The sequence below is a fragment of the Paenibacillus sonchi genome (assembly GCF_016772475.1).
GTDB lineage: Bacteria > Bacillota > Bacilli > Paenibacillales > Paenibacillaceae > Paenibacillus_AQ > Paenibacillus_AQ sonchi.
On the sequence record NZ_CP068595.1, the window covers coordinates 1,800,347 to 1,822,983 of the forward strand.

General features: G+C 46.8%; 24 protein-coding genes and 1 pseudogene. 8 read left to right on the forward strand and 17 right to left on the reverse strand.

Annotated elements, in window-relative coordinates:
* Positions 1–18 precede the first annotated feature (18 nt).
* From JI735_RS08300 to JI735_RS08325, 7 genes and pseudogenes are all read right to left on the reverse strand, one after another.
* Positions 19–1,758, reverse strand: a complete 1,740-nt coding sequence (locus JI735_RS08300) for a cache domain-containing sensor histidine kinase (protein WP_051051372.1) — start codon at positions 1,756–1,758, stop codon at positions 19–21.
* Between the two features lie 72 nt (positions 1,759–1,830).
* A complete protein-coding gene (locus JI735_RS08305) occupies positions 1,831–2,664 on the reverse strand; it encodes a carbohydrate ABC transporter permease (protein ID WP_233476313.1) in 834 nt (277 codons plus the stop codon).
* Between the two features lie 2 nt (positions 2,665–2,666).
* Positions 2,667–3,548, reverse strand: coding sequence for a carbohydrate ABC transporter permease (locus JI735_RS08310; protein WP_202677314.1), 882 nt, complete (start codon positions 3,546–3,548; stop codon positions 2,667–2,669).
* 83 nt (positions 3,549–3,631) lie between these two features.
* Positions 3,632–4,981 carry an ABC transporter substrate-binding protein gene (locus JI735_RS08315; RefSeq protein WP_039832509.1) on the reverse strand — a complete coding sequence of 450 codons (1,350 nt, stop codon included), beginning with the start codon at positions 4,979–4,981 and terminating at the stop codon, positions 3,632–3,634.
* A gap of 15 nt (positions 4,982–4,996) precedes the next feature.
* On the reverse strand, positions 4,997–6,457 hold the full coding sequence (locus JI735_RS08320) for a glycoside hydrolase family 32 protein (protein ID WP_039832508.1): 1,461 nt from the start codon (positions 6,455–6,457) through the stop codon (positions 4,997–4,999).
* Positions 6,458–6,812: 355 nt separating this feature from the next.
* A pseudogene (locus JI735_RS35455) lies at positions 6,813–7,067 on the reverse strand (FAD-binding oxidoreductase); the annotation flags it as partial.
* 25 nt (positions 7,068–7,092) lie between these two features.
* Complete coding sequence (locus JI735_RS08325; RefSeq protein WP_039832507.1) at positions 7,093–7,731, reverse strand: TetR/AcrR family transcriptional regulator; 639 nt, start codon at positions 7,729–7,731, stop codon at positions 7,093–7,095.
* Between the two features lie 194 nt (positions 7,732–7,925).
* Here JI735_RS08325 and JI735_RS08330 point away from each other — a divergent pair, with 194 nt between their 5' ends.
* The 4 genes from JI735_RS08330 to JI735_RS08340 all read left to right on the forward strand — a co-directional run bounded on the left by JI735_RS08330 (position 7,926) and on the right by JI735_RS08340 (position 10,048).
* The gene (locus JI735_RS08330; protein ID WP_039832506.1) at positions 7,926–8,684 is read left to right on the forward strand and encodes an SDR family oxidoreductase; all 759 of its coding nucleotides are present in this window, start codon (positions 7,926–7,928) and stop codon (positions 8,682–8,684) included.
* 106 nt (positions 8,685–8,790) lie between these two features.
* Positions 8,791–8,976: a hypothetical protein gene (locus JI735_RS35460; protein WP_039832505.1), complete on the forward strand. Its 186-nt coding sequence runs from the start codon at positions 8,791–8,793 to the stop codon at positions 8,974–8,976.
* 46 nt (positions 8,977–9,022) lie between these two features.
* Positions 9,023–9,130 (forward strand): hypothetical protein, encoded by a 108-nt coding sequence (locus JI735_RS35465; protein WP_233476455.1) that lies wholly within the window; start codon positions 9,023–9,025, stop codon positions 9,128–9,130.
* Positions 9,131–9,181: 51 nt separating this feature from the next.
* Positions 9,182–10,048 carry an SDR family NAD(P)-dependent oxidoreductase gene (locus JI735_RS08340; RefSeq protein ID WP_039832503.1) on the forward strand — a complete coding sequence of 289 codons (867 nt, stop codon included), beginning with the start codon at positions 9,182–9,184 and terminating at the stop codon, positions 10,046–10,048.
* A 368-nt stretch (positions 10,049–10,416) separates the two neighbouring features.
* Here JI735_RS08340 and JI735_RS08345 read toward each other — a convergent pair whose 3' ends face one another.
* The gene (locus tag JI735_RS08345) at positions 10,417–11,124 is read right to left on the reverse strand and encodes a DUF4386 domain-containing protein (protein WP_039832502.1); all 708 of its coding nucleotides are present in this window, start codon (positions 11,122–11,124) and stop codon (positions 10,417–10,419) included.
* A gap of 84 nt (positions 11,125–11,208) precedes the next feature.
* Here JI735_RS08345 and JI735_RS08350 point away from each other — a divergent pair, with 84 nt between their 5' ends.
* The gene (locus tag JI735_RS08350) at positions 11,209–12,078 is read left to right on the forward strand and encodes a helix-turn-helix transcriptional regulator (RefSeq protein ID WP_039832501.1); all 870 of its coding nucleotides are present in this window, start codon (positions 11,209–11,211) and stop codon (positions 12,076–12,078) included.
* Positions 12,079–12,344: 266 nt separating this feature from the next.
* Here the strand turns inward: JI735_RS08350 and JI735_RS08355 are convergent, their stop codons facing one another.
* From JI735_RS08355 to rlmH, 4 genes are all read right to left on the reverse strand, one after another.
* Complete coding sequence (locus tag JI735_RS08355) at positions 12,345–12,716, reverse strand: hypothetical protein (RefSeq protein WP_039832500.1); 372 nt, start codon at positions 12,714–12,716, stop codon at positions 12,345–12,347.
* A 239-nt stretch (positions 12,717–12,955) separates the two neighbouring features.
* Positions 12,956–13,603, reverse strand: a complete 648-nt coding sequence (locus tag JI735_RS08360) for an MAE_28990/MAE_18760 family HEPN-like nuclease (RefSeq protein WP_039832499.1) — start codon at positions 13,601–13,603, stop codon at positions 12,956–12,958.
* A complete protein-coding gene (locus JI735_RS08365) occupies positions 13,600–14,730 on the reverse strand; it encodes a DUF262 domain-containing protein (protein ID WP_209439915.1) in 1,131 nt (376 codons plus the stop codon). Before JI735_RS08365 ends, JI735_RS08360 begins: the two co-directional genes overlap by 4 nt.
* Positions 14,731–14,798: 68 nt before the next feature.
* Positions 14,799–15,278 carry a 23S rRNA (pseudouridine(1915)-N(3))-methyltransferase RlmH gene (gene rlmH / locus JI735_RS08370; RefSeq protein ID WP_202677315.1) on the reverse strand — a complete coding sequence of 160 codons (480 nt, stop codon included), beginning with the start codon at positions 15,276–15,278 and terminating at the stop codon, positions 14,799–14,801.
* Between the two features lie 376 nt (positions 15,279–15,654).
* Between rlmH and infC the strand changes: the two genes are divergently transcribed.
* On the forward strand, positions 15,655–16,176 hold the full coding sequence (gene infC, locus JI735_RS08375; protein WP_039833539.1) for a translation initiation factor IF-3: 522 nt from the start codon (positions 15,655–15,657) through the stop codon (positions 16,174–16,176).
* A gap of 83 nt (positions 16,177–16,259) precedes the next feature.
* On the opposite strand, the gene JI735_RS08380 is transcribed toward infC, so the two are convergent.
* Together JI735_RS08380 and JI735_RS08385 are read right to left on the reverse strand one after the other, a co-directional pair.
* Complete coding sequence (locus tag JI735_RS08380; RefSeq protein ID WP_039833538.1) at positions 16,260–17,198, reverse strand: hypothetical protein; 939 nt, start codon at positions 17,196–17,198, stop codon at positions 16,260–16,262.
* Positions 17,155–17,748, reverse strand: coding sequence for an RNA polymerase sigma factor (locus tag JI735_RS08385; RefSeq protein ID WP_039833537.1), 594 nt, complete (start codon positions 17,746–17,748; stop codon positions 17,155–17,157). Before JI735_RS08385 ends, JI735_RS08380 begins: the two co-directional genes overlap by 44 nt.
* 114 nt (positions 17,749–17,862) lie before the next feature.
* Between JI735_RS08385 and JI735_RS08390 the strand changes: the two genes are divergently transcribed.
* Positions 17,863–18,243, forward strand: a complete 381-nt coding sequence (locus JI735_RS08390; protein ID WP_039833536.1) for a VOC family protein — start codon at positions 17,863–17,865, stop codon at positions 18,241–18,243.
* Between the two features lie 195 nt (positions 18,244–18,438).
* Here JI735_RS08390 and JI735_RS08395 read toward each other — a convergent pair whose 3' ends face one another.
* The gene (locus JI735_RS08395; RefSeq protein WP_039833535.1) at positions 18,439–18,789 is read right to left on the reverse strand and encodes an ArsR/SmtB family transcription factor; all 351 of its coding nucleotides are present in this window, start codon (positions 18,787–18,789) and stop codon (positions 18,439–18,441) included.
* Between the two features lie 116 nt (positions 18,790–18,905).
* On the opposite strand from JI735_RS08395, the gene JI735_RS08400 reads away from it, so the two are divergent.
* Complete coding sequence (locus JI735_RS08400; RefSeq protein WP_233476314.1) at positions 18,906–20,255, forward strand: MFS transporter; 1,350 nt, start codon at positions 18,906–18,908, stop codon at positions 20,253–20,255.
* Positions 20,256–20,421: 166 nt separating this feature from the next.
* Here the strand turns inward: JI735_RS08400 and JI735_RS08405 are convergent, their stop codons facing one another.
* Both JI735_RS08405 and JI735_RS08410 read right to left on the reverse strand, forming a co-directional pair.
* On the reverse strand, positions 20,422–20,589 hold the full coding sequence (locus tag JI735_RS08405; protein WP_019914591.1) for a CxxH/CxxC protein: 168 nt from the start codon (positions 20,587–20,589) through the stop codon (positions 20,422–20,424).
* Positions 20,590–20,681: 92 nt separating this feature from the next.
* Positions 20,682–22,466: a M3 family oligoendopeptidase gene (locus tag JI735_RS08410; RefSeq protein WP_039833533.1), complete on the reverse strand. Its 1,785-nt coding sequence runs from the start codon at positions 22,464–22,466 to the stop codon at positions 20,682–20,684.
* Positions 22,467–22,637: the final 171 nt, after the last annotated feature.

Genomic DNA, 22,637 nt, shown 5'->3' on the forward strand with positions numbered 1-22,637 from the left:
CCCCTTCATAGCCCGACCTCAATCCATTATACCGATCTCAAGGGTGATTTTGGTTCCGGCACCCGGAATACTGTCTATGCGGATTCCACGGTCTTGGCCGTAATGCAATTGGATCCTTTCCTGTATGTTCCTTAAGGCATATCCCCTTGGCTGCATATCAACAGGATCAAAACCCACTCCGTCATCCTCAACTTCGAATATAAGGATTGCCCCTTCTCTCCGGCCCCGAATGACAATGCTCCCTTTGCCCTCCTTCAACTCGATTCCATGAAAGATCGCATTTTCTACCAACGGCTGAATAAGCAGCTTCAGCATGCGGATGTGCTCGATTCCCGGCTCGAGGTCGATGATCACCTCGAACTTCCCCTTATAGCGGATGTTCTGAATCTCTAAATAATTTTTCACTTGTTCGATTTCATTGCCGACAGTTGTAATATAGTCCCCGTTGTTCAAGCTTAATTTAAAAATATTCGAAAGGGACATGACCATTTTGGAAATGTTTTTGGCACTGATTCGTTCCGCCATTAGATATATGGAATTCAACGTATTGTATAGGAAATGAGGGTTGATTTGACTCTGCAGCGCATGAAGCTCAGCTTCCTTCTCCTTAAGCTTGGCTTCGATCAATTTGTCCGACAATTCCGTGTTGGTACGGAAGGTTCGCAGGAATTGATTTCCGATTTTACCGATTTCATCTTCTTCTACAAACAGGATTCCTTCAATTTCATCGCGTTTTGCCGCTTTTCTTGCTACAGAAGTGAGCAAAGTCAACTGTTTAGTAATCCGCTTCGAGATGAGATAAGCGCCGTAGGCGGCAAGCAGGAAAGCTACCAGCGTCAATGAGAGCGTAACATTACGAATCAAGATGATTTCCGAGTTAATGCTAGAATAGGGGATCATGCTGACCACTTTCCACTGGGTTACCGGATTCGTTTCGAAGGTGATGACATACCGTTCTCCGCCCATCGTTTCGATGCGGTTCCCCCGCTCAGGCAAATCATAGATCTGATTCAAATCCTTTTGGGGAACTTTTTTTAAATCATTATTATGGGAATTAGAATAGATGATTTTGTTTTGCTCCAGGATCATCAAATCCCCTTTTTCAGCATTGGAAATGTTCTTGAACATTTCATCAAAGACCCTACTATCGATGGAAATAATCAACATGCCGATCGGCTCGAGCGTTTCAAGATTGTTTAACCGTTTGCCGTACAGCAGCAGGTTCGGGCTGCCCTTGAGAAGCCGGACTTCATCGCTGTTCAGCCACAAGCCCTGGCCGCCCATCTCCCCCACCTGTTGATACCATGTTGTCCGTGAGACCGCCTGATAGATATTATCATAAGTTAATCTGTCCCATTGGTTTGTGGTAATCAGTTCCCTTTGCCCGCTGCCAACGTAAACGTAACGAATATAGGATTTGTTGTTGGTAATATTGACGATCAGACTGCGGGTCGCATTTTGAAGGTCATAGATCTCCTTGAAATCATTCTTAGTATAGGAAAGGAAATTCTGAACATCCCGGGAAGACAACATCAGCTTCGAAATCGATTCAACATCATTCACGAAAGTCTGGATATTCCAATTGATGGAGCCCAGCAAATTCGAGGTGGTATCGGACATCTTGTTCTCGATCACTTTGCTTAAATAGACAAAGGTTAAGGAAGCGATCAGGACCAGCGGAAGCAAGGAACAGGCTATGGACAAAATAATAATCTTGCTTCGGATACTTATCGACAGGAACAGCCGTTTTATGCTCATGAAATCCCCCTGACCAAGAAGAGTGGCAACCTGATACTATCAGTATACCTTCAGTCAAAGGCATATGGGAGATTAACCTTTAGTCGCACCTGCGGTCATACCGGAAATAACGCTCTTGTTGAAAATGAAGTAAACCACCATAGTCGGGATGGTCGTAATGCTAATTGCAGCAAAGGTGGCTCCCCAATCCGTTAAACCGTACTGTCCGATATAATCCATCAAGCCAACTGGAATGGTCCGTGATTTAAGGTCATGAATAAACGTATTCGCGAAAATAAACTCATTCCAGACAAAGATCAGATTCATAACGACAACCGTAACTATCGTATTCCGGGATAGTGGGAATATCATCCGCCAGAAAACCTGATACACACCGCAGCCATCCATGACAGCGGCCTCCATGATCTCATTCGAAATGTATTTATAGAAGCTCACGAAAAGATAGATCGAGATCGGCAGTGCAAACCCTACTTGGGGCAAAATGAGAGATGTGAGCGTATTGATAATTCCTATTTTGTTATAAAGAATGAACAGCGGTATGAGCACGACCTGAATCGGGATCATAATGCCGCACAGAAATAAAAACAACACGCTTTGACTCCATTTAAAAGACATCTTCTCAATAACGAAAGCAGCCATGGCGCTGAACAGGATCACAAGTACGATGGTCGTCGCGGCGACGATAAGACTATTGGAAAAATAAGTCCCCAAATTCCCTTTATTCCACACGCTGTAATAATTTCCGAAAGTGAACTGGCTTGGCAGGCTGAGCGGGTTATCACCGGAAAAATCGGTAGGCACCTTAAAACTGGAGATGAACACCCAGACAAGCGGATACACTTGAATGACAAGCAGAGCAAAGGAAACTACCACAAGAACCGCTTTAGTATAACCAGAAAATTTCATCATCAGGTCTCCTTACTGTCCATCATCCGTCTGATAAAGGCGACTGCAATGAGGCTTTCAACGACGATAAATACGGCCATCGCGCTGCCATAACCAAAGTCCAGACTGGAGAATGCGGTTTTGTACATATAAGTCGGCAACAATTCCGTTACGCGGCCCGGTCCCCCGTTCGTCATGAGATACGGGATGTCAAATCCTTTTAGCGCTCCCGTAGTAGCCATAATGATAGAAACCATCAGCACTGGCTTAATCAACGGCATTTTAATCGAACGGAACAGGTTCCAAGAAGAGGCTCCGTCTATTCTGGCAGCTTCCTCGATATCGGAAGGAATGGAAATTAACGCACTATACAAGATAATCATATAAAGACCGATATAACGCCAACCTTCGGGTACCGATACGGCACTCAGAGCCCAATTCAAGTCGGAAAGCCAAGGCCTGCTCCAGTCTCCAAGACCCATCTGCTGCAGACAAAAGTTCCGGATTCCGACCGGTTCAAACGAGTACACATTTTGGAACAACTGTGCTATGGCTACTGACGTGATAATAGCAGGAGCAAAATATAATGTTTTGAACAATTCCCTCCCCTTGGTGATGCTGGTCAGCAAGATGGCTACCAACAAACCAAGAAATACCTGCATGGCTACAATAATGAAAACATAGATCAGATTGTTGCTGAATGCCTTCCAGAATGTCTTGTCGCCGCCGAACATCTTGGCGTAATTGTCAAAGCCGATATAGAGCATATCTGAAACTCCGTCCCAGGAGAAGAAACTGAAATACATCGACCAAAGAATGGGAGCCAGAACGGTTAGCAGATACACCAATAATGCAGGCAACAGGAAGACGAGAGCGGCTTTGCGGTTACGCAGGATTTTATCCATATGCTTGCTCATTCCCTAATTTTAGTTTTATTTTACTTACAGTCGGCCAACCGGCTTTTTGATTGGCCGCCTGTTTAGCATCGCTATTTGAAATATTTCGGCGCATTTTCTTTAATCGCCTGATCCATTAGTTTTGCAAAATCATCCGGAGTATGGGCTCCCAGAGCCAAGGCATTCAATTCGTTGCCGAGCAGCTCATTCGTGGCCGGGTCAAGGCGCGTATCCCACGGGACCGCAAAGACGTTGCCGGATTTCGCGATTTCGTCTTGAATTTTATAGAAGAGCTCCGGCATCCCTTGCTCTTGATCAAGCGAATAATTGAAAGGCGAGAATTGGCCTTTTTCCGTATAGGCCTTCGGATATTGTTCCAGAAGGAATTTGACGAATTCCTTCATCGTATCATCGAAGGTCTCCTGGTTGAAGGCAACGCCGATGCCCGAGTTGATGAAATAATCATTTTCAGCCGTTTTGGCACCTTCCATCATGGGAAGCCGGAAAAAACCGATATTGTCCTTCATTTCTGTGCTTACTTTATCATTTACGAAGTTCATAGTTTCCCATGAACCCATGTAATACATGCCGGCTTTGCCGCCCAGGAACAAGTCGCGCGCTGCGGTGTAATCCGTTGCAGTGAATCCTTCCTGAAAGTACCCTTTGGTGCCCAGATCGTGCACGAACTTAATACCTTCCATGCCGGCAGGGTCCTTGAAAGATGCCTTCCCTTGCTTTACATTTTCAATAAAATCATTGCCTGTCATGCGGAACGGTTTGTACGCCAGGTACCGGAGAACCGGCCATTTATCCTTGCCGTCGACGGCAATCGGCGTAGCCCCGCTTTGCTTCAGCGTCTCAGCAACCTTCATGAACTCATCGAACGTCTTCGGCGGCTCAAGGCCAAGATCCTTAAACATCTTGATGTTGTACCAGAATACCTCAATTCCGTATTCAAGCGGGAAAGTATACATGCTGCCGTCCGCGAACTGCTGATATTGCAGGGCCACCGGGCGGAAATCTTTGTATTTCCCAAGTTCCTCCAGCAGTTTTTTCATATCCACCAGTTTGCCTTGCTGCACTAGCTTGGAAGCATAGGCATCCGGGTCAGTATCGAACATAGCGGGCATCTCGTTGCTCGCAATCAATGTCCGCAGCTTTTGCAAATAGGACGGGCGATCACCCGTACCTTCCAGAACCAGCTCGAATTCCGGATGTGTTTGGGAAAACTCGTCCGCAATTTCCTTTACCGTAACGGCTGGAGGGCTGTCTACACCTCGGGCCACGAACCATTTGTATGTTTTCTTGTCCACCTTCGGCGGATTTGCCGATCCGGTTGCCGCAGCGCCGTTATTATTATTTCCGCCTCCGCATGCGCTCACCATCGCCATCAGGACAACCAGCGATAACGCAAGAGCCAGCCTTTTGACATAACGTTTCATTTATAAAACCTCCTGTTAGTTGGGAACCGAAATGGATGCTTGTTCAAAAACTGCCCGGCCTTCCTGGACAAAACAGCCCCAGCTGCCGGTTTTCAAATTATACAAACGTGTAGTCATGGCGACCTGATCGGCCAAATATACTACGCAAACGGAATTCTCCACAACGATCTCGATATTATAAACCGTACCGGCCTGCAATTCTATCGGTACTTCCAGCTCTACCGCATGAGGGTGATCCCCTTTGATATGCCACTGCATCTCACCCTGCTCCCGCCGGGGCCACATGTCGAACACCAGGCGGTTATGAATGGGTTCAAGGCGAATGTAATAGGCCTCGTCAAGATCCTCGCTTGCGCGAAGCATGATGCCACAGCCTCTCGTCCCTTCCGAGAAGGACAGCTCGGCCGAAATCTTGCAAGTTTCGGGCATGAAGCCGGCTGATATACAAGAGTATGTCTCGTTCGCAGCCGCTTCTATACGCCCCTCCGACTCCTCCCATTCCCCGATCCGCGAATCCCACTTGGCTGCTTGTTTATTTGAAAAATGATGGGAAACAGTCTCCGGGACACGAACCGTTAACGTTCCATCCTGTTCTTGAACAAGTTCGTGTACGACCAAGTTTCCGGCCCACTGCCAATCGCCGTAATCATTCTCGTTTTCCTTGCTTGGGTCCCAGCCAAAAGCGTAACGCTTATTTCCGTCACTCCATGTTTTCGCAGCATAGAACGCTCTGGCATCAAACGCATCGTTTCTCGGCGCCGTCCAAGGTCCGCTTAAAGATTTACTCATGCGGTAATGGGTGACAAACCGTTCCGAGAACGTGGAGTAAACCAGATACCACCATTCCCCGATTTGGAATAAGTCCGGACATTCGTGCGTCACGTACATTTTCGGATTCCAGAAAGGCTGCCGGATTTCCCAGCTTTTGAGATCCTTGGAAGCACAGAGTCCGATGCTCCCCCGGCGCCGGGAAGGACCTTCTTTGTTCCTTGCAGCAAGAAGCATCCAGTATTCCCCCGCCTCTTCGTTCCAGAATACAAAGGGATCGCGCCAGTCATGTCTTTCATATTGAATCCCGTCGGAATAGAAGGTATCTTCGGGGATTTTCTGCCATGACTCCATATCCGTGCTCACGGCGTGCATGACGCATTGGAGCGGCACTCCGTCCTCTACGAATTCCGGATTCGGATTGAGACCGGTGTAGAACAGATGATATTCCCCATGGGCTTCGATGATCGAGCCGGTATAACAGTTGAGGTCTTGCTCGCTCACACTTCCATGCTTCAGCTTTTCGCCCACTTCTTCATAGTGCACGAAATCGCTTGTGCGGAGCTCGAACCAGGAGGTTCCTTCTCCATGGATCTTCTTGTTATCTCTCCAATCATGAAGATAGAACAAACGGAAGCTGCCGTCTTTGTAAAAGGGGATCAGGTCTCCCACCCAAGCCCCGTCCGGCTTGTAAAATAAGTTAGTCAATTTTTGTAACCCCTTTCTTTTATCATAACTTGATTATAAAAGGGATTGAAAACGCTTTAAATTCTAACTTCTTTGTCATATGTTCAATATTTTTGGCTTTCTTAATGAAAAGACTTATAACATCAAGCGAAATCGCACAGCCTCGTCGCCACCCGCATTGAGACGTATTTTCTTAGTGAAGTACAAAGCATCAAGTTAAAACTTTACCTACATTCGCAAAGGCCCCTTCCGCCAAACGGCGGAAGGGGCCTTTGCTGTAGACAAGAAAAAATTATTCTCCTATAACTATATTTATAATGCTTCTGGATAAAAACTCCAACCGCCATTCAGCGTAATGGAACGGGATTTAGCGAAGCTCCCTGTTGTTTCTCCACCGGGCTGACAGTTCGTAGATTGTCTGAGCCTTCCGATGAGGATAGGCCGTTTCAGTAGGCGATACCCGGCTCACCGCACTTCCTGCACCACCTAAGCTCTGGCTCCACACGCTAGAATGTCTGTTGGGTGCTTTGGATAAAAAGTCACGTATAATTCGTACTCCTTCAGGCGGCAAAGGTTGGAACCCGTAGGCCCCGGTTATTTTAAACTTTGGTTCCAAATTCAGGTCGATTTCGCCGTGACATGCGCAGGACTCTCACTTATGAGATGGTTTGCAAAATATGAACGATTTTCCCCTCCATATTGGAGTAGTCTATCATCTTCAGGTATTCGGGTTTTAGCAATTGATACTGCTTCATATGGTAGTAATCCATAATTGCTTGTTTCAAGGTGATATCATACTGAATCGAAAATGATGGCTCGATAAAGCGCCGCAGCACAGCGTCATCTTGAACCATAAACAATACAGCATTCAATCTGTTGAAAATCTGTTGCTCCATTCCGGATTCAAAAAAAGCCTGTAAGTTTTTATTCCGATTGTGCAGGGCAACTGACAGATTCTCAAAATGGTGCGGATAAAATTCCTTCAGATCTTGCAAGAACAAATCAGAGATATACACGGCACACATCAAAGATTGTAAAAACGTGATTTGAAACCGCTCCAAAAAAGAGACGGAATCATCATTAGCCGTGGCGTCAGCTTTCTTCGAGTAATCAATGTAATAATCTACAACCTGTTCGATGATGTCATCTTTGGAGGCAAAATACTTATATAGTGTCACTTTGCTGATATCCATATATTTTGCGAGATCGTCGACTTTGAGTTGGCTGAATTTTGTTCTTCTAATAACGGGCTTTATTTTTTCAATATATGTCTCCACACTAACGGCTTTTCTCACGAATAAATGCCCCTCCCTGTGATAAGTATCAAATGCATTATAACAAATTTGCTGTCTTTTTATTTACAGTAATAATTAAATGAATTAGATTAACTAATTTAGTTAATTTAGTTTACTTAGTAAAGTCACTGTTGTATAATCGTTCCTGTACCTAATCATCCGATTGCGGATTATACAAAGGGAGGACGATTCAAATGGAACTATCCAGTAAGGGCAAATTCTCCGGTAAGAAAGTCGTGATTACGGGAGGCAGCAGTGGAATCGGCCTCGCGACAGCGAAGTTGCTAGTGGATGAAGGAGCACACGTGCTGATTACCGGACGTACTCAGGCGACGCTTGACACGGCTCGTGAACAACTCGGCAACAACGTAATCGCGTTCTTGAGTGATGCCGGCTCATTGAAGGATATCGCCGCGTTGGCCGATCGAGTGAAGGTTGAATTTGGCACGATAGATGCCCTGTTCGTTAACGCAGGTGTCACTGGCTTTGTCCCTTTCGAGTCAACGGCCGAAGAAACGTACGACGAGATATTTACAATCAACGCCAAAGGGCCGTACTTCACCGTACAAAAACTCGCTCCACTCCTGAGCACAGGAAGCGGGGTAGTACTTACTACTTCAATCGTGAACGTAGTGGGTCTCCCCATGCTCAGTGCGTATGCAGCTAGTAAAGCGGCGCTACGCTCCATGACTCGAAGTCTGGCACGCGAGTTATTGCCTCGAAATATTCGCGTCAACGCAGTCAGTCCTGGCGTCATTGACACAGGTATCTTAGAGAAGGCAATGCCGAAAGAAGCTGCCGAACAGACAAAAGCACAGATGACACAGCAGATCCCGATGTTGCGTTTGGGCGATCCAGTCGAGGTCGCCAAAGTCGTAGCATTCCTAGCATTTGACGCCACCTATACCACCGGGGCTGAGTTCCCTGTCGACGGAGGCGGCTCCCAGATCTGAAGCCCCTTTTTCTTGGAAGAACAGACCGCTTGAATTTGTAGACGCGGTTGGAGAGGGCGTAACCGGTATCGCCATTGGTGATGCCGTTCTTGGTGCCGCGGATTTCATGGGCGGATCGAGCGCTGGTGCGCCGGACCGAGCGATTATGTACTACTGGTTCCGCATGCCGGCTGGACTCGACTTTGTACAGGCCGCAGCACTGCCAATGGCGGTCGAAACCGCTTACCGGGGGATTGATACTCTCGGGGTGAGATCGGGGCAGCTACGGAAAAGAACCTTCCCTGCGTTATGACGTTGTTGGCCACTTCGCCAAATATACCGCAGAGGGCAAGTTTACGATCCCAGTCGCCCAGACTTTCTCACTCGACGACTGGCGAACAGCCCTCGAAATCAGTCAGAGTGGGCGTGCCCACGGCAAACTGATTCTACTGCCTACCGCCGACTGATGTGCGCAAATAAGTGGAGAGTATTTTGAAATATGAGGGGGGGGACATCCATTGAATACGAACCAACGAGAACATATCGCACTGATCACAGGCGCGAGCCAGGGAATCGGCTTGGCATTAGCCCGGAAACTTCTATCGCAGAACTGGCAGGTCATTACTTTGAACCGTTCCGATTTTCCGGCGGACGATATGCTCATTCAAGATGCCCTCAAGAACGGATGGCTCCGAGCCTATAAAGTGAAGGATCTCACCGATTATGGCAGCTTGAGACGCTCTTTGAAAGAAATCAAAAGCAAGGAGCAGCGGATCGATATTTTGTTCAACAACGCCGGAGGAGGCTTAAGTGAGCTGCGCTATTCGAAACAAGGCCGCGAAATGCATTATGAATTGTTGACGGTCGTTCCTTATATTATTCTGATGGAATTGAAGGAGCTGTTGAAAAACGGCAGCTTAAAAACGGTGATTAACACTTCATCGCAGGTGCTTAGATTTACGAAGGAGTTTTCGATCGAAAACTTAGAGCATCCCAAAACCTTCCGCAAAATGTATGGCCCTTATGCGACTTCAAAGCTAGCTCTTTCGTTGTGGACTCAAGCCGTCGCACCACAACTTGCCAAGGAAGGCATCAAGATCCGCAGCGTAGACCCGGGAATTAACAACACGCTAAGAAAAGGAAAGGATTCCGGACTGACCGCATGGTTTGAACTGTTTATGAAGGTTTTTTCCTCTCCGCCTACCCATGGCGCCAACCTATTATTTGAGGGAGCCCTCGGCAAACACCGCAATGAGACCGGCGTGTTTTTGTTGAAAGATCGGGTTGCGGACTTGAAATTTACAGAACAAGTGCAGCGTGTGCTGGACAGAATCTCCGACATCTATAGCCGTGAGTTTCTTGACGGGGGTGTTCTTCATGGCTGAGTTCCAGAAGAACTTTGCTTAGGAGACGATCTTCTGAACTTCGTTCGCAATGCGGCTATCGCTTTAAGGGACACCCTAATGGGTGCCCTTTTCATCGGTTATGAGTAAGCCGCATTTATCGCGGCGCTCAACTTCTCCAATGTAACCCGAATCCCCCTTAATAGGGTTATTGAGCAGTCCAGCCTCCGTCAACATAAGAATCTATGTCGCCTGCCGGAGACGCAAGATAAATGCGGCACCCGCAACAACTCCTTCCAATCTATTCCCCACCTATAGGCAACTCCTCCTACTCAAAATTTTGACCTACTTATGATACGGTTCACCGCATTGTCTGAAGCGGCAAGTTTTAAAAAAATGAGTTTCTATATCTAGCAAGTTGTTTTTGCTCTCAATTTAGCAAGGTTCTCCCGATGAAATCCCTTCACAAATAACCAGGCTGCCAAGCTCATCTCGTAAACGCCCACAGGAAGCGCCATCAATCCTTTTACCGCCGAATAGGGTCCGATGATCCCAAACATTTGCAGCAAACCAGCTAAAAATACCATAACCGCTGTAATCATTCCGAAAACCGCTAACGGTTTAGGCACATAGCCTGTTCGATAAAGCAGATAACTATACAGACTAGTATTTATGCCCAACATGAAATTTGGACCCAGCATAGCCGTCCAGCGATAAATCGACTGCAGCAACAGTCCTATGGGCTCAAAATTGGTTTTACTTGCTAAGGTAGTTGTATCATAATATGAACTAAGTTGTAACAAACCCAATATACTTACGAGACCAATCGCAATAAAAACAGCTTCCATAAACCGAAAACAAAGATACCCTAGTGCAAGATGCTCATTCCAATGCCGAACGTAGGGAAACAGCATGACTGCTGTACCAACAGCGGTTACCAAAAGTGAGAGGTCATTTAATACACCGATTAAGACCTTCGTTTCCGATCCATTTGCCACGGCCATCTGCCATTGTTCTGACAAAACCGGCCCATACAAAACAACCGCTATAATTGACGTCACTGCAGCAAGGATATAAAAAATCCCCAGTATCCTTGCATTCCTTCGGTCTCGCGTCATCTTTTTTGCCTCCTAAGACAATAAATTTATTTGCTGATGGACGTATGGTATACTTGCCTCAAAAACTTGATATAAGGAGTTATTATGGACCATAACGAAGTCATCGAACGTGCTTTGATCCATATTGAGGGCCATTTACAACAGTCCTTAACCGTAGAAACCGTTGCCAATACCTTCAACATGTCTAAATACTATTTTCATCGGCTGTTTTCTGCTATGATGAGCTGTTCGTTAAACCAATACATTCTATCCAGAAGATTGAATGCATCTTTAACCCTTATTCAAAACAAAAACAGGTCTCTAACCGATATTGCTTATCAGCTCAACTTCGGTACGCAAGCCTCATTCACTCGTGCTTTCAAACGACAATACGGCGTAGCTCCAAGTTCTTTAAAAACAGGACTGACAACCCTCTCTCCTGTCCCCATACCTACAGTGGTGAAGAGGCCTATAAAAAACATTAACGGTGATATCGTCACGGATTTCACCCTGACCGAATTCAAGGAGACCCGGATCAGCGGGATCGCTTTTGAAGTGAATTTAGCCAATGATGATTACAAGGAGAAGATCCGCGCACATTCAGAAATGCTGTTGAGTCATATTGATGAAACCATACACGGTCCCTGTTATGTCATTTATTCAAACTGTCAACCCGATTCAACTCGGTTTAAGGTACTGTTTGGGATCCCAAGCAGCATTGAAATTGATAAACCTTATTTTTTCACGGTTGATGTGCCACAGATTTTTTGTGCGAGGTTCAACTATTGTGGTGAAATACTTGACATTGGGGATGTACTGAAAAGCGACTATGCCAGATTCCTAAAGATTTCCAGGCAAGAAACGGCAGAAACCGATATTGAACTCATCCAAGCTTTTGATGACGTCCACCATCTGGATTCGACCTACCATATCTATGCGCCTATCAAAAAACTCCCTACCGATTCTGATTTGTAAGATCGCGGCTCGCTCGTCATTCTGTCTGCTCCTTTCTTTGCTCGAATTTGATCATTCCTTCTCTGCAAATAAAATAACATAACGGGTTTCGCTCGACTTTCCACATCTTGCTGTAATTAGGAACGAAAAAATGCATCTCTCTCGAGATGCACCCTGTTTTGCTCAAGTAAAAACCATATTTCTACAACTCTCCTTCAAGGAACTTAATGAGGTAACGTTTGACTGCACTTTGACATCTGCCGTTTTCATATCATATTAAACCTAAACTACCTTGTCTCTTCTTCTTGTAAGGTGGCTACCCCGCCTATTAAACAGGAAATCTCGATATCATCAATGTCCATCATCTTATCTTTCTCTGCATCATAGTACTCCCCAAATAAAAATAATGACTCATTTTTCCTATTTAATAAATAGGGGATAATTTTTTCGCAAAATTCAGTAACACTTCTAAACATACACTCTGGTGCAACCCCCTTTTCATCAATAACCAGCAATTCTTTATGTTCAATAAGAGCAGGGTTGCGATTTAAGTGGTACAGTTGAAAAGAGGTACCCTTGCGGTACACTTCATAAATTGGAACTTCAATGTTTTCGATGAAATCTCCATCCGTATAATTCATGATAAATTTTACAGTCATCTCCATTCTCCTTTCAATAATTAATGCTAAATATATATACCGCTGGATTTGGAGCAACAGTACGGTTATCGATTTAAAACTCCTGCTTACTGTTAATACCTGCTCTGATGTTAACAATATCGTGACCGTTCGCCTTATTTATGATACGGTTCACCGCGCTGTCTATAACGGCAAGCTTTTTCTTAATACTTTCCGAAAAACTATGAATCCTGTGGCAGTAGCCACAGGATTCATAGTAATTAACTTGTTTTTTGATAATTCGAAGTGTAGGCTGCATTTTCTATTAACGTTTTATATTGCTCTAAAGTATTTAGAACAAAATTATGTAATTCCTCGTATATTTCCTCAGAAATTTCGATTAATTCACCGTGAGCGATCTCGTTCCGATGCTTTAATAACTTACTATCAATTTGTTGTATTTTCTTTTCCCATACTTCATCAAAATCAAACCCTACTGTAAACATTATATTCTTAAGTACCGATGATGATAAGTTTGATTCAGTATCAATTACAGTAATTGGATCAAATGAAATATTTTTGTCTAAATTTTCAAGGATAAAACTGATTAAATCTTCATGAAGTTCAGTTTTTTTAGATCTTGCCGTAGTGACAATCTTGTCGCGCAGAGCTACAGCCATAAAATTACTTTTTAAACTATTCAAAACTGGACTCTTTCTCGCGATAAAATCTAAATAAGCGATTGAAGAATATTTAATAAAACCTTCCCAATGAGCATACACTAACGGTATTGCCCCTCTTAAGAGGGGACCCTTTTCATGGTCTCTTGCGGAACTTATAGTAAATTTGTATGTAGTTAACTCCTTTTTACGCTTAGAGAGGTTATTGTCAAGAAAATCTTGGAGTTCCGTTTGGCTTCTAATCTTCATGGGGAGAATAGCTCACGCCCCAATCCAATAGTATTGGGTATTCTAGTTGATGCTCTAATACCAGAACCAGCTGTTGTCATGAATTTGGGATTCCTAGGAATTTCCTGATGAACACGAGTTATTAGCTCTTCGGAAATTTCGTAGGTTTCTTCTTTTGCATAATACCCAATCCCCATAGCAATAACTTCAAAAAGAGAGATCAATACTTGACCTGAAGATTGTTGTCTTGCCACATCATACTTTTTAAAGCTGTTTTCGCCAAGTATTGTTGCCAATGCATCAAAACATCTTCTAAAAGAGTAATCAACTTTTTCTTTTATTGCTGGTGACTGCTCCATAGCCATCTCAAGAATTTTGTCGGTAAGGAAGGTACCGAGATCATTTATATTTTTTAATTGATCCTCAGGAAGAATGCTTAACGTAATAAATCTAGTTACTAATTCTAAATCGTATTGTTCATCCAGAGCCTTTTCAGTAATCGGTAGGCAAGCCCTAAAATTACTATAGTTAGCGAGATCAGTTATCCAAGAGAAAAAACCCCTATTTGTCATAACTAGAATTGCATTTCTCACCTCTTGCTCCGATGCCTCAGTACCACCAGTATTTAGTCTTTGGAAGAGCTCATACTTTGCTGTTACATCACTTTTACTCAAAACAATGTTTACGTCCACTCGAGCTCTTTTTATTCTGAGCTTGGCCTCAGATGGGAGTTGCTTAGTTAGGTCTTCTGATACCCACTGAAGTTGATTAAGAGCCGGTAAATATTTCGTTCCATTCAATGATAATGGAGTGCGCTCAGTACCGTCAGGATGACGTAAATCACCTGTAAGTTCGAATATCGTCGATAAACGCTGTAACCCGTCAATTACTTCCCAAGTTCCTTTATCTGTCTGAGAAACAAAAATCGAAGGAATTGGTATTCCTAGAAGTAAAGACTCAATCAACCTAGATTTTTGTTCAATAGTCCATCTAAACAATCTTTGGAATTCAGGATGGAGTTCAAGCTCCCCATCTTTATACATGGTTAGTAATTCACCAATAGACATTGAATATGAATCGGTCGAAATATCTTTTCCGGCCAAATCTATTTGATTTAATAATGAAATAAGAATTCCCCCAGTACCCAATATATTACTTATAACAAGTATAGTGTATTACGATAATAAAATCACCTTATTAAAGCCTAAACTTGCCCCTACTTATGATACGGCTCCCCCCGATTGATCTTCACCGCCCGATAAATCTGCTCGGTGAGGACCAGGCGCATGAGCTGGTGGGGCAGCGTCATGCGCCCGAAGCTCATGCGCTGCTGGGCGCGGCGCATAACGTCATCGGAGAGCCCGTGGCTCCCTCCGATGACGAAGACGACATGGCTCGTCCCGTAGGTGCCGAGCCGGTCGAGCTCTGCGGCAAGCTCTTCCGAGCTCCAGAGCTTGCCGTCGATCGCGAGCGCAATGACATGCGCCTCGCTTTTGAGGTGCGCGAGGATACGTTCGCCCTCGCGCACCTTCACCTGAACAACCTCTGCATCGCTGAGGTTGTCTGGTGCTTTCTCATCCGCCACCTCAATCATCTGAAATTTGAGGTAAGGCGTCAGCCGTTTGGCGTATTCTGCGATGCCGAGCGTCAAATATTTCTCCTTTAGTTTGCCTACGCTAATGATTTGAATGAACATAAATCCTCCATCTATCTGCTTCCGTCATGGATACTGTAATTTCTTTCGGGACACTGCGAAGCCCGCCAGTGAATCTGTCCTTTGTAGTTTATCACATGCCTGTCCAAAACACGCAACGATCCAGCATTGCTGCAAGATAGACTCCTCTTATATAAACTGAATATGTAATCTTTATTAGGGGGATATAACCGGTACTCGTGGAATAGGTGGACTTTCGGCCGCTGCCAGTCTCTCATGGCTTTGCTGCTCTCTGCCCGTTCTGGTTCATCCGAATGGCAGATGCTTTTCAAGCCATGGCATAAACTCCCGCATTTGAACCACAAGCCCTTTTACGTATATGATAGTTCTATCAATGTGTACAGGGAGGCTGCGTGGCATGGCCGTATTGTTAAATGAGCAGATCAGGGCATCCGAGGTGGTGCTTACAGGACTTCGGGGCGAGCAGCTGGGGGTTGTCTCCAGAGCGGAAGCTTTGGCCAAGGCCAAGGCGGCAGGCGCAGACCTCGTCTGCACCTCGCTGATGAGCAGTCCGCCGCCCTGCAGCCTGATGGCGAAGGGCAAAGCAAAGGCGGCCGCGCAGAAGGAGACAACGACTGCGCGAAAGTCGGGTTCTGCTCAGGCAGCAGGTGCACAAGGCAAGAAAGAGAAGGTCAAAGAGCTGCGCTTCACCGCTCATATCGAGGAGCATGATTACGACACCAAGCTGCGGCAGGCGGACAAGCATCTGCGCTCAGGCAAGCCGGTGCAGCTTGTCGTGAAGGCCTCCGGCGCAAAAGAAGCAGCTGCCGCCAAGGCTGTCATCGAGCGGCTGGTCGCCGACCTTAAGGAAGCCGGTGTCAAAGACACCGGAATTCAATCCGGCGGCAAGGGCTCGCAGGTGAAACTGAATCCCCGTTGAGCTTGGCCGTTTCACTGTCCTCGCCCTTGCCCTAAGAAACGGCCGAACGATCCTGACCGCAGCCGCGGAGGATCGTTCGGCTTTTATTTTAGATACAGCTTGGCGATTTCGATCATGTCCGCTTTGCTGAGATATTGTCCGCTCATGTCGTCAATCTGATATTGATAGAGCTCTGTACTGCCCGGAATCTCAGCAGTCCAGACCATTGAATTTCCGCCTTTATATTTGGTATATATCATTTCTACCCCATCTACAACCACTTTTTCCGAGGTAAAATCCACTTTTTCATCCACATATGCTGTAAATTCATTTTTTGATTTGGTAATCGTCACAGCTATTTCATTCTTCCCTTGAGCATAGATCGTTTCAATATGGAGAAGCTGGTTGGATAGCTCTACAGGCATCATTGCATATTCCTGATTGGATGCCTCAGCCTGCTTGCGGAGCTTCTCTGCCATGGCTGCCTCTTCTTCCGCGGTAGGTGGATTCACCATATTAACCGGTTTAAAGGACACCTTGGCGCTTTTGAAGGCATAGTTGCCTGTTAAGCTGTCTGCAATGACAACGGGCTGGCCGGACAGTTTACTGCGGAGTACAGAGAGGTCGGTAAATGTCACCGGCTTAAACCGGGTGTCCATTTGCCTGTTGGGATTATGGGCAACGACATAAAAAACAGCTGCGGAACCCTCCTGTAGCAGTTTATCCCCTAAATCACGGCTGATTTTCCAACGTTGTAATTCTTCTTCCTGAGGGACAGGGGCTACTTTGGCAGGCTTGACCTGATAAGTAACTTCCCCCTGTTTGTTCTTCAAGGATTGATATTGAACCGCCGCAAAACCCGAGGATGCTGTCAACAGCATTCCCGCTATGACCATCACACTGACCTTATATTTCACCAGGAATCGCTCCTTTCCGCTTTGTCCGGCATACAACCTCTTCATCACTTTTCCGGACAAGTCTGTCTCATTGAACTGCGGGCTACGAAGAAGTTCCTTCAAATCCTGATCCTTGTCGAATCTCACAGCTTCCTTCTCCTTTCGCATAAGCATAATACCTCCGGAATTTTTTGGCCGAACGCTCATATTTTTTGCGCAGCTTGGGTGTGCTGTGATGAAGAATCAGACTGATCTCCTGATAGCTCATTTCCTCCACACAGCGCAAAATCAACAAATTCCGCTCTTCTATCGATAATTTTGACAAAGCCTGCTGCACCGCTTCATCCAGATATTTGCCTTCAATCTGCTGATCTACATGTCTATTGTCCCGCTCATCCCGGTGTAAGAGACGCAGATATTTGGTCAATTTCCGCTTGCGGATCACATCAATACATTGATTGTAGGCAATCGTATACAGCCATGCACCGAAGGGGATATCCGGGTTATATTTGCCCAATGCACGAAAGGCCTTCAGAAACACCTCCTGCCCGCTGTCCTCAGCCTCCGAATAATGCCCCAGCATATGATAACAATAGAGTATGATCGCTTTCTGATAGGTTCGCATAATCTCCTCAAACCTTTCGATGTTCCCTTCCAGCACGTCAGCTATTATCCGGCGGAGCTCTACATCATTCAATCCTCTCCCCCTTTCAACCTGTACAACGAAGCATCCCTTGAAAATGTGACATTGTTCAAAAAACAATTATTATTATATAAAGAAGTCATGAGATGAAGAAGGGAGCAATGCAGTGTGGAAAAGAATAGGATTCACAAGGTGGGGCAAATCGGGATACCTGTGAAAGAAATGGGACGAGCGGTACATTTTTATCAAAACCTGCTGGGCCTTCCGCTGCTATTTCAGACGGACCGTATGGCCTTCTTTGAACTCGGCGGCCTGCGGCTGCTGTTGAGCCTTCCGGAGACAGCAGAGTTCGCCAATGCCAGCTCCGTTGTGTATTTTCAAGTTGGAGATATTCAGGCAATGTATGCAGAGTTAATCGGTAAGGGAGTAGCTTTTACCGGCGAACCCCATATGGTGAACAAAATGGGCCAAACCGAGACCTGGATGGCGTTCTTCCGGGATTCTGAGGGGAATACTCATGCGTTGATGAGTGAAATGAAGGTGGAATAAACCTGATTGAACGTTCAAACAGGCTTTTGGGGAACGGAACAAGGGCAGATTGAATTGAAATAACACACCAGCTATAAAAAACTATCCTATGTAACCACCTAATTCGGAATGTCGAATCAGGTGGTTTTTTGGTGCAATTTAAATGTTCCACGTGGAAATTCCACTCAGTTGTGCAGAACATGAAAAAGTTAACCCTCAGTTGCTGCTCTCCTCTGCCTCCGTCTCCAGCGCAGGCTGCCCATTGGCCTCATAAGCGCTCAGCACCGAATCCAGCAGGCCCGGAAACCGGGCATTCAAGTCCTCGGTGCGCAAGGACAGTATGCGCTGAGTGCCTTGAATACGGGTATGCACAACCCCCGCCTCGCGCAGTGTCCGGGCATGGTGGGACAGCGTCGATTTGGCGACCGGCACGTTGAAGCAGTTGCAGGCCTGTTCACCATTGTTCCTGATATCTGAAATGATGGATAAGCGAATGGGATCACTGAGTGCATACAGTACGGAGGCAAGCTGAATGTCCTTGCGTTCCGGATGAAATAGTATCTTCATGGATCAATATCCCCTTTTGTCGTACAAATGGTTGCAAAAAATTTATCGTGCTCCTAATTGCATTTTATATCAACGCAGTAAATACAATCTCCGCTGCTGCGGAAGAAGATTCTTCAGTGGAAGCCACTCTTCCCAGGGAAGGGCTGCTGACGTTTCTGTTCAGTGTTGCAGTTGTTCTCGTCATTATGAATACGGCCATGTTCAATCTGGCATTGCCTGATGTAACCGAGACCTTTGGCATCTCAGCCTCCGCCGCCTCCTGGATCGTGACCGGGTATTCCATTATGTTCTCCATTGCTTCGATTACCTACAGCAGACTTTCCGACTTTCTGCCGATCCGCAGGCTGTTGACGATTGGCCTGCTGACACTCGGCCTCGCGGCGGTTGCCGGATTCTTCAGCACGAACTTTATTGTGCTGCTGATTGTGCGGATTGTGCAGGCTTCCGGTGCCGGTGCCGTTATGTCGCTGTCACTTGTCCTGTTCACCCGGTATGTCCCGCTGGGCCGCCGTGGCAAGGCGATGGCGACGATTATGTCCTCTGTTTCTCTTGGTTTGGGACTTGGTCCTGTTGCAGGCGGAGCGATTACCCAGTATTTTGGCTGGAACTGGCTGTTTGCCGTTACCGCTATTATCCTGCTGCTTGTGCCGCTGTTTCTGGTGCTGCTGCCGAAAGAACTGCCGAGCCGCGGCTCTTTTGACGCACTTGGAGGGGTCTTCCTCGGCATCGGCACCACCGGGCTTCTGCTGTTCCTGACCAGCGGGCTGTGGATTGCGCTGGTTGCCGGAATAGCTGCTATTCTCTTGTTCGTGAGCCGTATCCGCACCATTTCTGATCCGTTTGTTATGCCGGCTCTTTTCAAGAACCGCCCGTACCTGGTACTCTCTTTGGTCGGAATCGCCTCCTATCTGTGCAGCTTTGCAACGCTGTTCCTGCTGCCGCAGATTCTGGTTCACCGGTTCGGCTTCACCGCAAGCCATGCGGGGTTTGTCATTTTCCCCGGGTCCCTGCTTGCGATCTTTGTATCCCGGTCGGTAGGCCGGATCATTGACCGCTTCGGCAATGGAGGCATCTTGCGCTTTGTGCCGCTGCTGGTGCTGACCGCTACCGTACTGTTTGCTCTATTTGCCGGGCACTCATGGATAGCAGTGATGTTCGTCTATATGATTATGAGTCTGGCCTTCACCACGCTGTCCAGCAGTGTATCCAACGAAATCTCCCGCGTTCTGCCTGCCTCACAGATTGGCTCAGGGATGGGATTATTTCAGCTGCTCCAGTTCTTCAGCGGCGCCTTCGGTGTTGCCATGGCCGCCAGTGCTCTGGAATGGCAGCACGGGCTGTCCCTGTCTGCAGCTTACTCCAACATTTACTGGGGACTCTCCATTGCAGCCGTCATCGCCATTGTCTCCGCCTTTGCATACCGCCGGAGCAGCGGGAGCCGGATTGAGGAAATGGCTGAGGCGTAAGCTTGAACGGACACCGTTCCGGCAAGATGCAAAATACCCTGCAGCTCACTTTACAGCTGCAGGGCAAGCCTGATCAAGAGTGACCGGATACCGCCGGATAAATGATCATCCAGGCACACGGCCCGCTTTTGAATAGTTGATCCCATTATTCTGAAGTAAGGCAGCTCTAAACTACCAGAACCTCAGCGTTCTTATCGCACTCCGCACATTTCGCTGGCGGGTCCCAATCCGAGAACTCCGTTTCTTTCAGATCCACAATATCCGGTGCATCCTCGTACTCGTCCACAAATTTGTCGATAGCCAGCTCCACATGTTCCTTACATACTACATACATCCATCAAGCATCCCTTTCTGTGCCCTGCGGGCATATACTTCTTCTACTGTTCTACCATACTTCCCCGCAAAAAGGAACTCCCGCAGCCGAGTTTACACACTCTCCACAAACTCCTGAATGTCCTCCGCAATCAACGCCAGCGCATCACGCCAGAATTGTGGCGAATCCACATCGATATTCATCAGTCCTGCGGCATCCGCGATGGTATTTTTGCTGGTAGCTGCCAGAAAAGACCTGTAACGTTCTGCGAAATCTCCACCCTGCTTCTTATACTGCGCATAGAGCCCCTTGGAGAACAGCAGTCCGAATGAATAGGGAAAGTTCAGAAATTCATTGCCTGCCATATAATATCCGGCTTTGCTGATCCACTGATAAGGATGGATAGTCGCAGGGTCTACGCTGCCGCCATATGCTGCCGCCATCGATTCATGCATCAGGTCATTCAGTTCCCGGGCGGACAGAGGACCGGACTGTCTTCGTTCATACAGCTGGCTCTCAAATAGGTAACGGGCGTAAAAATCCACAATGTAATAACCCGCGTCAGACAGGCTCCGTTCCCGAATGGCCAAGGCTTCGCTTTCAGCTGCCATGTTCAGCAGTTCCTCATGAATGAGGCTTTCGCAAAAAATCGACGCCGTCTCGGCAACGGGTACCGGATAATCCGTATTCACCATAGTCTCGCCAGCAAGGCAGCTGCTGTGGTAGGCATGTCCGATCTCGTGAGCCAGCACACTGACATCGATATAATTCCCCGTGAAGCTGGTGATCATCCGGCTTTCGCCAATCGGAAAAATATCGACGCACATTCCGAAATTGCCTTTACCTTCTCTTGGCTCGGCGTCAATCCAGCGCTGCCGGAATACCTTGCGGGCGAATTCGCCCAGCTCCGGGCTGAATGCGCTGAAGCCGGAGACGATCACATCCCCCGCTTCGGGGTAGGTGATTTTGGCTGAACTCTCTTCGGCTAACGGGGCAAAAACATCATAAAACGGCAGCGGTCCGGAATGGCCGAGCAGCGCTGCTTTTTTCATATAATATTGATGGAAAAACGGCAGACTCTCCTCTATGGCTTCCAACATCACCCCAAGCGTCTTCTGGTTCATTCTGGATGCCTTCAGCACTTTATGCAGCGGTGATGCATATCCTCTCAGCCCATAGATTGCAAGCGCTTCTCCACTTACGGAATTCAGACAGGCGGCGCTCTGCTCCTCTACACTCCGGCATGCTTCGCGCTCAGCCTCATAGGCAGCTTTTCTTACCCATGCGTCTCCGTCATAGGCCAGATTCTGCAATTCAGCCAGCGATAAACTCCGGGCTTGTCCACCGATTTGTACGTCTATACGGAGCATGGATAGTGTCCGCATATACAGCCTCTCCCAGGCTTTGGAGCCGGTGCTCTGCATACGGGCAATGACCGATTCCGCCTCTTCGCCAAGCAAATGCTCTGACTGCCGCTGCAGCCCGTACAGATAGAACTCGTGCCCGGCAAGATATGCGGACGAAGCTATTACCGCCTTTAGATCTGCTACACCTGCCAGCCATTTGCTGAAGCCTGCATGGGCCTCACCCGCTGCAGTTGCGGCGTCTTCCAGCTCATCCATCCTGTTCATCGCTTCCACATCGCTTCTGTCCAGGCTGAACCTTAGCTCCGCATAGCTGAATAGACAGTGGTAGACCCTTTTGTAGGCATTATATTGTTTTAAAAATTGCTCGATCACTTGTGCCAATTCCTTCTCGTTCTGCATTCGGTTCTGTAATTGTCCTGCCGCCCATTCGTTCAAATGCTCTGCATATTCTGCCAAAAGCCTTCGGTCCTGCCGGTATTTCTCCGACTGAAAAGACGGGTACAGGCTGTCCAGCTCCCACGTTAATTCCATATTTCTGATCTCTCCTCATCTGAGACACCGGGATTGTGATCTTATCTTATTTCTCAGACAGAGCTCACATGCTTCCACCTCATCTTGGTTATATATGTAATTACTCCATTGTATCACGCCTGTTATAAATAATTATATACGGCCGCAAGGAACGAACGTGAGATATGCTCA

Bases quoted from the DNA above. Each gene is read 5' to 3' on its own strand.
- rlmH (WP_202677315.1), bottom strand. From the start codon at position 15,278: ATGTTCATTCAAATCATTAGCGTAGGCAAACTAAAGGAGAAATATTTG.
- JI735_RS08330 (WP_039832506.1), top strand. From the start codon at position 7,926: ATGGAACTATCCAGTAAGGGCAAATTCTCCGGTAAGAAAGTCGTGATT.
- JI735_RS08315 (WP_039832509.1), bottom strand. From the start codon at position 4,981: ATGAAACGTTATGTCAAAAGGCTGGCTCTTGCGTTATCGCTGGTTGTC.
- JI735_RS08355 (WP_039832500.1), bottom strand. From the start codon at position 12,716: ATGACTGTAAAATTTATCATGAATTATACGGATGGAGATTTCATCGAA.
- JI735_RS35460 (WP_039832505.1), top strand. From the start codon at position 8,791: ATGGGCGGATCGAGCGCTGGTGCGCCGGACCGAGCGATTATGTACTAC.
- JI735_RS08300 (WP_051051372.1), bottom strand. From the start codon at position 1,758: ATGAGCATAAAACGGCTGTTCCTGTCGATAAGTATCCGAAGCAAGATT.
- infC (WP_039833539.1), top strand. From the start codon at position 15,655: ATGGCCGTATTGTTAAATGAGCAGATCAGGGCATCCGAGGTGGTGCTT.
- JI735_RS08405 (WP_019914591.1), bottom strand. From the start codon at position 20,589: ATGTATGTAGTATGTAAGGAACATGTGGAGCTGGCTATCGACAAATTT.
- JI735_RS08360 (WP_039832499.1), bottom strand. From the start codon at position 13,603: ATGAAGATTAGAAGCCAAACGGAACTCCAAGATTTTCTTGACAATAAC.
- JI735_RS08305 (WP_233476313.1), bottom strand. From the start codon at position 2,664: ATGAAATTTTCTGGTTATACTAAAGCGGTTCTTGTGGTAGTTTCCTTT.
- JI735_RS08350 (WP_039832501.1), top strand. From the start codon at position 11,209: ATGGACCATAACGAAGTCATCGAACGTGCTTTGATCCATATTGAGGGC.
- JI735_RS08410 (WP_039833533.1), bottom strand. From the start codon at position 22,466: ATGGAATTAACGTGGGAGCTGGACAGCCTGTACCCGTCTTTTCAGTCG.
- JI735_RS08345 (WP_039832502.1), bottom strand. From the start codon at position 11,124: ATGACGCGAGACCGAAGGAATGCAAGGATACTGGGGATTTTTTATATC.
- JI735_RS08310 (WP_202677314.1), bottom strand. From the start codon at position 3,548: ATGGATAAAATCCTGCGTAACCGCAAAGCCGCTCTCGTCTTCCTGTTG.
- JI735_RS08395 (WP_039833535.1), bottom strand. From the start codon at position 18,789: ATGAAGATACTATTTCATCCGGAACGCAAGGACATTCAGCTTGCCTCC.